Below are 12,327 nucleotides of genomic sequence, written 5' to 3' on the forward strand. Positions count from 1 at the left end.
ACAGGATGTTGTAGAGCCGAGCCATGCCCGGCTTCCGCAGCGGTGTGCGAGAGCAAAAGCAGCCGAGCACGGCTCGGCCCTTCAAGAAGCTTATTCTTCGTCGCTCTCGCGACGCTTCTCCGCGGCCAGCGTATCGGGCAGGTCGCGCAGAATGTTGTCGATGTGCTCACCACGGTCGACCGAGTCGTCGTAGTGGAAATGCAGCTCCGGCACGTGGCGCAGCTTCATCGCCCGGGCCAGGTCCATGCGCAGGCGGTAGCCCAGCTCCTTCAGGCCGGCCACGGCTTCGGCCGAACGTTCCGGCATCAGCGCGGTGACGAACACCTTGGCATGGGCCATGTCGCGGGTGATTTCCACGTCGGACACGCTCACCGAGGGCAACCCGTGCTCGCGCACGGCGTTGTGCACCAGGGTGCCGAGTTCACGGCGCAGCTGGGCGGAGACACGGTCGGTTCGATGGAAAGTCTTGGGCACGAGGAGCTCTTGGTTCAGTTGTCGCCCGACCAGCGGTCGGGCGCTACCTTTGATTCAATTGTCGCCCGACCAGCGGTCGGGCGCTACAGGTACAGGGTAGGGCCCGACCGTTGGTCGGGCCACCTTGCAGCATTACAGGGTGCGCGGCACTTCGATACGCTCGAAGCACTCGATCTGGTCGCCCGGCTTGACGTCGTTGTAAGCCTTCACTGCGATACCGCATTCGGTACCGTTGCGGACTTCCTCGACGTTCTCCTTGAAGCGACGCAGCGATTCCAGCTCGCCCTCGAAGATCACCACGCTGTCGCGCAGCACGCGGATCGGCTTGTTGCGCTTGACCACGCCCTCGATGACCATCGAGCCGGCCACGGCGCCCAGCTTGGAGCTGCGGAACACGTCGCGGACCTCGGCGATACCGATGATCTCTTCGCGGATCTCCACGCCCAGCAGACCGGAGGCCACCTGCTTCACCTGATCGATCACGTCATAGATGATCGAGAAGTAACGCAGGTCCACGCCGTTGGATTCGATGATGCGACGGGCCGAAGCATCCGCACGCACGTTGAAGCCGATGACGGTGGCCTTCGAAGCGGCCGCCGAATTGGCGTCCGATTCGGTGATGCCGCCCACGCCGGAGTGGATCACGTTGATGCGGATGTCTTCGTTGGACAGCGCGACCAGTGCCTGGCTCAGGGCCTGCACCGAACCCTGCACGTCGGCCTTGATGACCAGGTTGAGGACCTGCTGGCCCTCGCCCTTGCCCAGGGTCGCCATGATGTCTTCCATGCGGCTGCCGGCAGTTGCGACCAGACGCGATTCACGGCGCTTGGTCTCACGCTGCTGGGCAACGTCCTTGGCCAGGCGCTCGTCCTCGACGACCACGAAGTCGTCACCGGCTTCCGGCACGCCGGACAGGCCCAGGACCTGCACCGGGATGGACGGGCCGGCGAACTCCGGCTGCTTGCCGGTTTCGTCGAACAGCGCACGCACGCGGCCGTACTGGATGCCGCACACCAGGTAGTCGCCCTTCTTCAGGCGGCCCTGCTGCACCAGCACGGTAGCGACCGGGCCGCGGCCCTTGTCCAGCGACGATTCGATCACCACGCCGGAGGCGCGGCCTTCGTCGACGGCCTTCAGTTCCAGCAGTTCTGCCTGCACCGACACCGCGTCCAGCAGGTCGTCGATGCCCAGGCCGGTCTTGGCCGAGATCTCCACCATCTGGATGTCACCACCGAAGTCTTCGGCCACGACCTGCTCGGAGAGCAGCTCGTTCTTCACCCGCATCGGGTCGGCGCCGGACTTGTCGATCTTGTTGATCGCCACGATCAGCGGCACACCCGCCGAACGGGCGTGCTGGATCGCTTCCTTGGTCTGCGGCATGACGCCGTCATCGGCCGCCACCACCAGCACCACGATGTCGGTCAGCTTGGCACCGCGAGCACGCATCGAGGTGAACGCGGCGTGGCCCGGGGTATCCAGGAAGCTGATGACGCCCTTGGGCGTATCAACGTGGTAGGCGCCGATGTGCTGGGTAATGCCACCGGCTTCGCCGTGGGCGACCTTGGTGCGGCGGATGTAATCCAGCAGCGAGGTCTTGCCGTGGTCGACGTGGCCCATGATGGTGACCACCGGCGGACGCTGCACGGCTTCGCCCTGGTTTTCACCGGTCGAGGCCAGCAGTGCGTCTTCGGCGTCGTTGTCATTGGCACGGATGGCCTTGTGACCGAGCTCTTCGGTCACCAGCGCAGCGGTGTCGTGGTCGATGGACTGGGTGATGGTGGCCATCACGCCCATCTTGAACAGCGCCTTCACCACCTCGCCGCCCTTCAGCGCGAGCTTCTGCGCCAGGTCAGCCACGGTGATGGTTTCGCCGATCGCCACTTCGCGCACCACCGGTGCGGTCGGACGCTCGAACGCGTGCGGGCCGGCATTGTTGCCACCGCGCGACATGTCGCGACGGCCACCGGCCTGGTTGCGGCCACCCGGACGCCCCGGGTGTTGCTGTTGTTGCTGTTGCCACGACGCGCACGATCGGCAGCCGACAGGTGCATCTGGCCGGCGAAACGGTCGCCCGGGCCACGCTCGTTGCGCGGCGCGCTGCGGTTGTTGCGGTCGTCGTTGCGCGGCGGCGGCGGTGCACCACGCGGCGCTGCCGGAGCGGCGGCCGGGGTACGCGGCGGGCGCGGCGCGGTTTCATCGATCGGAGCACGCTTGGGCTTGCTGGCCGCCAGCGCCTCGGCCGCCTTGGCGGCAGCCGCTGCTTCCTCGGCAGCCTTCTTCTCGGCCTCTGCGCGTTCCTTGGCCGCAACCTCTTCCTCACGGGCACGGACGATGGCTTCGTCGCGCAGACGATCCTTCTCGGCCAGGGCCTGCTGTTCGGCCAGGTTGCGGGCACGCGACTCTTCCAGCTTGCGCAGGATGTCGGCGCGCTCTTCGTCCGGGGTCATGGCGCGAGCACCATCCTTGACGTAGGTGCGCTTCTGGCGCACCTCGACATTCACGGTCGTCTTGCTGCGACCGGAATTGACCGTCACTTCCTGCTGCTTCCGGCGGTTGAGCGTGATCTTCTTTGCAGACTGATCGGTCTCTTCCGGGGCCTGCTCGGGCTTGCCGTGCGAACGACGAAGGAAGCCCAGGAGCTTCACCTTCTCGGAGCTGGTCACGACCTGGTCGGGACCGCTGAACTTCATGCCGGCACCGGCCAGCTGTTCCAGCAGTTTTTCGACCGGCGTGTTGACCAGTTCGGCAAGCTTGCGGATGGTGGTTTGCTGCGACATTCGGATCCTATGATCTTGTGGGCGCCCCCGCATCTGGAGGTGGCGCGGATTCTACGCCCTGAGCGGCTCAGGGCCCTGTTCATTGCCGGCTCATTCGCCGCGTTCCAGTCGGGCGATCTCCTCGGCACGCGCGGCCAGGATCAGCGCCGCGGCGCGCTCCTGGTCCAGCCCTTCGATGCCGAAGTCCATGACCTCGTCGGCGGCCAGGTCGGAAAGCTCCTCGCTGGTACGCACGCCGTGGCCGGCCAGCGCATACGCGGTGGCTTCGTCCATGCCCTTCAGGGACAGCAGGTCCTGCGCCGGCTGGCCGTCTTCAAGGCCTTCCTCGACTGCCAGGGCCTCATTGAGCAGCGCATCGCGGGCACGAGCGCGCAGCTCTTCGACGATGTCTTCGTCGAAACCTTCCACGGCCAGCAGCTCGCCAACCGGGACATAAGCGATTTCCTCGACGGTGCCGAAGCCTTCGCTGACCAGGATGCCGGCGATTTCCTCGTCCACTTCCAGCTTGTCCATGAACAGCTGGCGGGCCGACGCCTGCTCGGCTTCCGACTTGGCGGTGACCTGGTCCTGGGTCATCACGTTGAGCTGCCAGCCGGTCAGGCGGCTGGCCAGGCGCACGTTCTGGCCGCCCTTGCCGATGGCCTGGGCCAGGCGGTCTTCAGCGACAGCCAGGTCCATCGAGTGCTTGTCTTCATCGACGATGATCGACTGCACTTCGGCCGGCGCCATCGCGTTGATGACGAAGTTGGCCGGGTTGTCGTTCCACAGCACGATGTCCACGCGCTCGCCATTGAGCTCGTTGGACACGGCCTGCACGCGCGAACCGCGCATGCCGATGCAGGCACCGATCGGGTCGGTACGCTGGTCGTGGGCCAGCACGGCGATCTTGGCGCGGTCGCCCGGATCGCGGGCACAGGCCTTGATTTCCACCAGGCCCTGGCCGACTTCCGGCACTTCCAGCTTGAACAGCTCGATCATGAATTCGGGGGCGGCGCGGCTGATGAACAGCTGCGGGCCACGCGGCTCCGAGCGCACTTCGGCCAGATAGCCGCGCACGCGGTCACCGGCGCGCAGCACGTCGCGCGGAATGCCCTTGTCCTTCGGAATGAAGCCTTCGGCGTTGCCACCGAGGTCGACGTAGATGTTGCCGCGCTCGGCGCGCTTGACCACACCGGTGATCAGCTCGCCGACGCGATCCTTCCACGCATCCACGACCTGCTGGCGCTCGGCTTCGCGCACGCGCTGGACGATGACCTGCTTGGCGGCCTGGGCGGCGATGCGGCCGAAGTCCGGGTTTTCGATCTGCTCTTCGATGTAGTCGCCGACGTCCACGCCTTCGGCTTCATCGACGGCGTCCATCAGGCGGATCTGGCGGTCCGGCGATTCCATGACCACGTCATCGGCCACCACTTCCCAGCGGCGGTAGGTTTCGTAGCTGCCATCCTTGTGGTCGATGACCACGCGGGTCAGCACTTCCTCGTCGGGATAGCGCTTCTTCGCTGCCGAGGCCAGGGCGGCCTCGATGGCATCGAAGATCACTTCACGCGGCACGCCCTTCTCGTTGGCGACTGCGTCGACTACCAGCAACAGTTCCTTGCTCATTGGCTCACTCCGCGCGCGGCTTCTTTGCCGCCGGCTCGTTGGAAGAAGAATTCGGGTTCGGCTTCGGACGCTTCGGTGCCGGACCGGTCGGCTTGCTCGGGGCCAGCCCCAGCGCCACCCAGTCGGGCATGATCCGTGCCTTGTCGATGTTGTCGGCCGACACCACCACTTCGGTTTTGTCGACGATGAAGGTGATGGTGCCCGCGGCTTCGTCGGTCGCTTCGATGCGGCCCTGCAGACGACGACGATTGTCCTGCGGCAGCTTCAGCGTGACCTTGGCCGATTCACCCTGGTGGCGGGTGAACTGCTCCAGGTTGAACAGCGGGCGGTCCACGCCCGGCGAAGACACTTCCAGCGTGTAGTTGCCGCTGATCGGGTCTTCGACGTCCAGCTGCGCCGACACTTCGCGGCTGACCCGCTCGCAGTCGTCGACATTGATGATGCGCTCGGGCTGTTCAGCCAGCGGCACGTCGATGTAAAGGCGCAGGGTCGCACCGCCGGGGGCCGGCAGATACTCAACGCCCAGCAGCTCCAGGCCCAGCGACACAACGGTCGGGGCGAGCAGATTCGCGATGTCGGTTGCCTTGTCGCTCACAGCCTGCCTTGATCTCTTGGTTGGGTGCCGGCCTTGGCCGGCGTGAAAACATGACGCCCCGGAAACGACAAAGGGCCCGCTGGGCCCTTTTCCGGAAAGACTCCGGTGACTGGATTCCGGTTGCAACCTGCATTGCCTGCCGGTTGCGGCCCTCCTTCCGGGTCCGGACTCCCGCCGGGAGGCCGCCTTCAGGGGTAGTGCTAGGCCACTGATGATAGCGGCTGCACCGCACTGGTGCAAGGTGCGGGGCCCGGGGTCAGATCCCTTTTCCCGCAGGTAGTCGAGCATGGCTCGACTCTACAGAAACGGAAGGACCCCAAAGAAAAACGCCTTCGAAGCAGGACTTCGAAGGCGATCTCTTTACTTGGTAGCGGGGGCAGGATTTGAACCTGCGACCTTCGGGTTATGAGCCCGACGAGCTGCCAGACTGCTCCACCCCGCATCAGAAGCGGAATTATGAGTGATGGCCTCAAAACATGCAAGCCTCCCCTCATTCATCAAGCCGGTTGGCGCCGGTTCGATGTTGGTAGCGGGGGCAGGATTTGAACCTGCGACCTTCGGGTTATGAGCCCGACGAGCTGCCAGACTGCTCCACCCCGCACCGGAAGTGTTTGAACTGCTGCCCTGCTCCTTCGAGGAGGGCTACCGCAACGATGTTCTGGCTGAACCGCTGCAGTGACAACTCAGGCTGCGCATATTACACGAATCGCGCAGCTTTGTGTCAACTTTTATGCAAGATGCGCAAAAGCCTTCTGACACCACAGCATGATCGGGTTCCAGGACAGGCCCAGGGCCAGCAGCGCCAGCGCGTTCACGCCCAGCACCACGCCCAGCACGCGGTCGTTGCTACGCGGCATGGCCTCGCCCACCGGCTCATCGAAGTACATGACCTTGATGACGCGCAGGTAGTAGAAGCAGCCGACCACGGCACACAGCACGCCGAGGATGGCCAGCCACAGCAGGCCGCCGTTGACGGCAGCGCCCAGCACCGCCAGCTTGGTCCAGAAGCCCAGGAACGGCGGGATGCCGGCCAGCGACGCCATGATGCACAGCACCAGGCCGGCCATCCACGGGTTGCGGGCATTCAGGCCCTTGAAGTCCTCGATGTTCTCGGCTTCAAAGCCGGCACGCGACAGCGCGATGATCGCGCCGAAGGCGGCGGTGGACATGATGGCGTAGGCCAGGGCGTAGAACAGCGCCGCCGCATAGCCCTGCGCGCCGCCACCGGCAATGCCCATCAGCAGGAAGCCGATGTGCGAGACGGTGGAGAACGCCAGCATGCGCTTGAGGTTGCTCTGCGCGATGGCCATCAGGTTGCCGATCACCAGCGAAACCGCGGCCAGGCCGGCAATCAGCAGCTGCAGCTCGGTCGACAGCGGGCCCACGCCCATTTCCAGCAGGCGGTAGGCCATGCCGAAGGCGGCCAGCTTCGGCGCCGAGCTGATGAACAGCGCGATCGGCGCCGGGGCACCCTGGTACACGTCCGGCAGCCACATGTGGAACGGCGCGGCGCCGAGCTTGAAGGCGACGCCGGCGATCATGAACACCGCACCGGTGATCAGCAGCACGCGCTCTTCCGAGTGCGGGATGGCATCACGGATCACGTCCAGGTGCAGGCTGCCGGTGGCGCCGTAGATCAGCGACATGCCGTACAGCAGCAGGCCCGAGGCCAGCGAACCCAGCACGATGTACTTCATCGCCGCTTCCGAGGCCAGGCCGTTGTCACGGTTGCTGGCGACCAGGGCATAGGAGCACAGCGCCAGCAGTTCCAGGCCCAGGTAGACCATCAGCAGGCTGCCGGCCGAGACCAGGATCATCATGCCGGCGGTGCCAAACAGGATCAGCACCGGGATCTCGCCCTGGAACAGGTTGCGGTCACGCAGGTAACGCCAGCCGTAGACCAGGGTCAGGCCGCTGAGCAGCACGATCCCGGTCTTCATCACGTCCGCGGCGGTATCGCGCACGAACATGCCATGGAAGACCTCGCCCTGCCCGCCCACGCCGGTAGCCAGCATGAACAGCACCACGGCCAGCGCAGCGAGCGAGAACAGGTGGGTGACGATCTTGTTCCGGTTGCTGACGAACAGGTCGAGGATCATCAGGGCGAAGGCGCTGCCGATCAGCACCAGCTCGGGAGCGAGCGGTGGCAGGTCAGCGGCGGTCAATGGCAGCAGCGGCGAGGTGGTCATCATCAAATCCTGGAATTACAGCAGCTTGCTGGATGCGATCTGCATCGCCAGCTTCGCGATCGAGGGCTCCATCAGGTCGGTCAGCGGCTTGGGGTAGATGCCCAGGGCCAGCACGCCGATGGCGAACACGCCCAGCACCAGCCATTCGCGGCCGTTGATGTCCTTCAGTTCGGCCACGTGGCTGTTGGCCACTTCGCCGAAGAAGATGCGCTTGTACAGCCACAGGGTGTAGGCCGCGCCGATGATCAGCGTGGTGGCCGCGCCCAGCGCGATCCAAGGATTACGCTGGAACGCCGACAGGATGACCATGAACTCACCGACGAAACCGCTGGTGCCCGGCAGGCCGGCATTGGCCATGAAGAACAGCATGGCGAAGGTGGCGAACCACGGCATCACGTTGACCACGCCGCCGTAATCGGCGATGCGGCGGCTGTGCATGCGGTCGTACAGCACGCCGACGCAGGAGAACATCGCGCCGGACACGAAGCCGTGCGAGATCATCTGCACCATGGCGCCCTGCAGGCCCAGGCGGGCCGCATCGGCGTTGCCGGCTTCACGCACCAGCCACAGGGCGATGAAGGTGCCCAGGGTGACAAAGCCCATGTGCGCGATCGACGAATAGGCGATCAGCTTCTTCATGTCGTCCTGCACCAGGGCGACCAGGCCGACGTAGATCACTGCGATCAGCGACAGCGCGATCACCAGCCAAGCCCATTCCTGCGATGCGTCCGGGACGATCGGCAGGTTGAAGCGCAGGAAGCCGTAGCCACCGATCTTCAGAGCGATGGCAGCCAGGATCACCGAACCGGCGGTCGGCGCTTCCACGTGCGCGTCCGGCAGCCAGGTGTGGACCGGGAACATCGGCACCTTGACCGCGAAGGCGATCAGGAAGGCGAAGAAGATCCAGGTCTGTTCCTTGGCCGACAGCGGCAGTGCATACAGGTCGGCCAGCTGGAAGCTGCCGCCCTTCATGTACAGGTAGATCAGCGCCACCAGCATCAGCACCGAGCCGAGGAAGGTGTACAGGAAGAACTTCAGCGCAGCGTAGATGCGGCGCGGGCCGCCCCAGACACCGATGATCAGGAACATCGGGATCAGCATCGCTTCGAAGAACACGTAGAACAGCATCGCGTCCGTCGCCGAGAAGATACCGACGGTGACGCCTTCCAGGATCAGGAAAGCGGCCACGTACTGGTTCACGCGCTTGTCGATGGACGTCCAGGCACCGATCAGTGCCAGCGCGCCCACCAGGGTGGTCAGCAGGATCAGCGCGATGGCAATGCCGTCCACGCCCAGGTTGTAGCCGATCTTGTACGCCGGGATCCACGCATGGGTCTCGACGAACTGCAGGCCGTCGACACCCGGGTTGTAGCCGCTCAGCAGCGAGAGGCTTGCAACGAAGGTGAGCACCGCCACGCCCAGCGACGCCCAGCGGGCGGTCTGCGCATCACGGATCGCAAGGATCAGGGCGCCACCGATGATCGGCAGCCAGATGAGGACACTGAGTAGAGGCCAGTTCGACACGTCTTCTTATTCCGTACAGGTCATCAACGCAGGTAATGCATCAGCACGCCCAGCAGGGCAATCAGGCCGATGATCATCGCGAAGGCGTAGTGATAGAGGAAACCGGATTGGGTACGACGCAGCACGCCGGCTGCGACGTCCACAACACGTGCCGAGAGATTGACCACGCCGTCGACGATGTTGCTGTCGATCCAGCGCGAGACCTTGCCCAGCTTGACGCTGCCGCCGGCAAAGCCATCGATCCACAGCTTGTCGAAGCCGTACTTGTTTTCCAGCACCGAAACGATCGGGGCGAAGGTCTTGCGCGCCTTGCCCGACAGGTCCGGCTTCCACAGGTAGAACAGTGCAGCCAGCAGGAAGCCTGCAACAGTCAGGAAGAACGCAGGCGCCATCATGCCGTGCAGCGCGAAAGCGACCGGGCCGTGGAACTCTTCACCCAGGAAGCCTATGGTGTTCTTGGCCGGATCGTAGAAATCGACGATGCCGGTGAAGAACGTATGCGCCTGGCCCTTGATGGCATCGTGCGCGTGGTGGCCGGCCCAGTCGGTGCCGTACAGCATCGGACCGATGCTGAAGAAGCCGATGGCGATCGACGGGATGGCCAGCAGGATCAGCGGCAGGGTCACCACCCACGGGGTTTCGTGCGGCTCATGCGGACCGTGGCCATGGCCGTGGTCGTCGTGGTGCGCATCACCGTGGTGGGCGTCGGCGGCGTGGTGATCGTCATGACCGTGGCCATGGGCATGATCATCATGCGCGTCGCGGAAGCGTTCCTTGCCATGGAAGGTCAGGAACAGCAGGCGGAAGCTGTAGAAGCTGGTGACGATCACGCCACCCAGCACCGCCCAGTAGCCGTAGGTGGCCACCCAGTTGTTGGACAGGTGCGCGTGCAGCTCGGCCGCCTCGATGATGGTGTCCTTCGAGTAGAAGCCGGAGAAGAACGGCGTACCGACCAGCGCCAGGGTACCGATCCACATGGTGATGAAGGTGATCGGCATGTACTTGCGCAGGCCGCCCATCTTGCGCATGTCCTGCTCGTGGTGCATCGCGATGATGACCGAGCCGGCGCCCAGGAACAGCAGGGCCTTGAAGAAGGCGTGGGTCATCAGGTGGAACACGGCGGCCGAATAGGCCGACACGCCCAAGGCGACGGTCATGTAGCCGAGCTGGGACAGCGTCGAGTACGCGACCACGCGCTTGATGTCGTTCTGCACGATGCCGATCAGGCCGGTGAAGAACGCGGTGGTGGCACCGATGAACAGCACGAAGTTCAGCGCGGTCTGTGACAGCTCGAACAGCGGCGACATGCGGGTGACCATGAAGATACCGGCGGTCACCATGGTCGCGGCGTGGATCAGTGCCGAGATCGGGGTCGGGCCTTCCATCGAGTCCGGCAGCCACACGTGCAGCGGGACCTGGGCCGACTTGCCCATGGCGCCGATGAACAGGCAGATGCAGATGACGGTGGCGATCGACCAGATCACCGGCTCGTTGAGCAGCTGCATGCCGAGGATCGTGCCGTCCCAGATCTGCAGCTGGGCGCGCGGGTCGGCCAGCATGCCGGCCTGCGAGAACACCTGCGAGTAGTCCAGGGTGCCGAACACCCACAGCACGCCGGCGATGCCCAGCAGGAAGCCGAAGTCACCGACGCGGTTGACCAGGAACGCCTTCATGTTGGCGAAGATCGCGGTCGGGCGCTTGAACCAGAAGCCGATCAGCAGGTACGACACCAGGCCCACCGCTTCCCAGCCGAAGAACAGCTGCAGGAAGTTGTTGCTCATCACCAGGGTGAGCATCGAGAAGGTGAACAGCGAGATGTAGCTGAAGAACCGCTGGTAGCCCGGGTCGTCCTGCATGTAGCCGATGGTGTAGATGTGGACCAGCAGCGACACGAAGGTCACCACCACCATCATCATCGCGGTCAGCTTGTCGACCATGAAGCCGACGTGGGCCGAGTACTGGCCAACCTCGAAGAACGTGTAGATGTTCTGGTTGAACGGCTGCGCGCCGCCCCACATCAGCTGGTAGAACGTGTACATCGACAGGCCGCAGGCAACTGCGACGCCGAGGATGGTGAGGGTCTGCGCGCCGAAGCGCTTGACCTGGCGACCGAACAGGCCGGCGATGATGCTGCCGAACAGCGGTGCAAGCACCACTGCGATCAACAGACTCTTGGAGAGAGTGATTTCCATCTGTGGATCAGCCCTTCAACGAATCGACTTCGCCGACATTGATCGTGCGGCGGGTGCGGAACAGGGTCACCAGGATCGCCAGGCCGATGGCGGCTTCCGCGGCGGCGACGGTCAGGATGAAGAACACGAACAGCTGGCCGGACGGGTCGCCCAGCTGGCGCGAGAAGCCGACGAAGTTGATGTTCACCGACAGCAGCATCAGCTCGATCGACATCAGCAGGACGATGACGTTCTTCCGGTTGAGGAAGATGCCGGCCAGGCTGATGGCGAACAGCACCGCGCCCAGCGCGAGGATATGGCCCAGCGTGATCATGCCTTGGTCTCCTCTTCGCCTGCGGCAGGCGTGTTGTTGCTGTGGACCACCGGCTGTTCGGCATCCATCTTGACCATGCGCAGGCGCTGGTCGGCCTTGACCATGGTCTGCTCGCCCGGGTTCTGGCTCTTCACGCCGGTGCGGCGACGCAGGGTCAGCATCACGGCGGCAACCACGGCCACGGTCAGGATGACGGCGGCGAACTCGAACGGCAGCAGGTACTCGGTGAACAGGGTGCGCGCCAGCCAGGTGATGTTGGAGCTGTCGGCGGCGATCGCGGCGGCGTTGTCGGCCGGGAACGGGTTGACCGCCCTGCCCTTCACGCCGATCAGGATCAGCATCTGCACCAGCATCGCCACGGCCACGATCAGGCCGACCGGCAGGTAGCGCACCCAGCCTTCACGCATCTTGGTGGGATCGATGTCCAGCATCATCACCACGAACAGGAACAGCACCATGACCGCGCCGACGTAGACCAGCACCAGCGCCACGCCGAGGAACTCGGCGCCCACCAGCAGCCACACGCAGGCAATGGAGAAGAAGGTCAGCACCAGGCACAGCACGGCGTGAACCGGGTTGCGCACGCTGATCACCGCACCGGCCGAAACCGTTGCCGCGATGGCGAACACCCAGAAAGCGATATTTACCCAATCCATCTCTC

The 12,327-nt window shown here is 64.6% G+C and carries 8 protein-coding genes, 2 tRNA genes and 1 pseudogene; all 11 read right to left on the reverse strand.

Features of this window, described 5'->3' with window-relative positions:
* Positions 1 to 90: 90 nt before the first annotated feature.
* The gene (rbfA, locus tag N4G47_RS13305; protein WP_005410447.1) at positions 91 to 474 is read right to left on the reverse strand and encodes a 30S ribosome-binding factor RbfA; all 384 of its coding nucleotides are present in this window, start codon (positions 472 to 474) and stop codon (positions 91 to 93) included.
* A gap of 132 nt (positions 475 to 606) precedes the next feature.
* A pseudogene (infB, locus tag N4G47_RS13310) lies at positions 607 to 3,251 on the reverse strand (translation initiation factor IF-2).
* A 90-nt stretch (positions 3,252 to 3,341) separates the two neighbouring features.
* Positions 3,342 to 4,853, reverse strand: coding sequence for a transcription termination factor NusA (gene nusA / locus N4G47_RS13315; RefSeq protein ID WP_107231059.1), 1,512 nt, complete (start codon positions 4,851 to 4,853; stop codon positions 3,342 to 3,344).
* Between the two features lie 4 nt (positions 4,854 to 4,857).
* Entirely contained in the window at positions 4,858 to 5,448 is a 591-nt protein-coding gene (gene rimP / locus N4G47_RS13320; protein WP_475287687.1) for a ribosome maturation factor RimP, read from the reverse strand.
* A 365-nt stretch (positions 5,449 to 5,813) separates the two neighbouring features.
* A tRNA-Met gene (locus N4G47_RS13325) sits at positions 5,814 to 5,890 on the reverse strand.
* 82 nt (positions 5,891 to 5,972) lie between these two features.
* Positions 5,973 to 6,049, reverse strand: a tRNA-Met gene (locus tag N4G47_RS13330).
* Positions 6,050 to 6,176: 127 nt separating this feature from the next.
* Positions 6,177 to 7,637 (reverse strand): NADH-quinone oxidoreductase subunit NuoN, encoded by a 1,461-nt coding sequence (gene nuoN / locus N4G47_RS13335; protein ID WP_475287689.1) that lies wholly within the window; start codon positions 7,635 to 7,637, stop codon positions 6,177 to 6,179.
* Between the two features lie 15 nt (positions 7,638 to 7,652).
* Positions 7,653 to 9,161 (reverse strand): NADH-quinone oxidoreductase subunit M, encoded by a 1,509-nt coding sequence (locus tag N4G47_RS13340; RefSeq protein WP_475287691.1) that lies wholly within the window; start codon positions 9,159 to 9,161, stop codon positions 7,653 to 7,655.
* Positions 9,162 to 9,184: 23 nt separating this feature from the next.
* Positions 9,185 to 11,353 (reverse strand): NADH-quinone oxidoreductase subunit L, encoded by a 2,169-nt coding sequence (gene nuoL, locus N4G47_RS13345; RefSeq protein WP_107231063.1) that lies wholly within the window; start codon positions 11,351 to 11,353, stop codon positions 9,185 to 9,187.
* A gap of 7 nt (positions 11,354 to 11,360) precedes the next feature.
* The gene (nuoK, locus tag N4G47_RS13350; protein WP_005417921.1) at positions 11,361 to 11,666 is read right to left on the reverse strand and encodes an NADH-quinone oxidoreductase subunit NuoK; all 306 of its coding nucleotides are present in this window, start codon (positions 11,664 to 11,666) and stop codon (positions 11,361 to 11,363) included.
* Complete coding sequence (locus tag N4G47_RS13355) at positions 11,663 to 12,322, reverse strand: NADH-quinone oxidoreductase subunit J (RefSeq protein WP_249843340.1); 660 nt, start codon at positions 12,320 to 12,322, stop codon at positions 11,663 to 11,665. The genes nuoK and N4G47_RS13355 overlap by 4 nt, the downstream gene beginning before the upstream one ends.
* Between the last annotated feature and the right edge of the window lie 5 nt (positions 12,323 to 12,327).

Source organism: Stenotrophomonas sp. GSD10 (assembly GCF_056172695.1).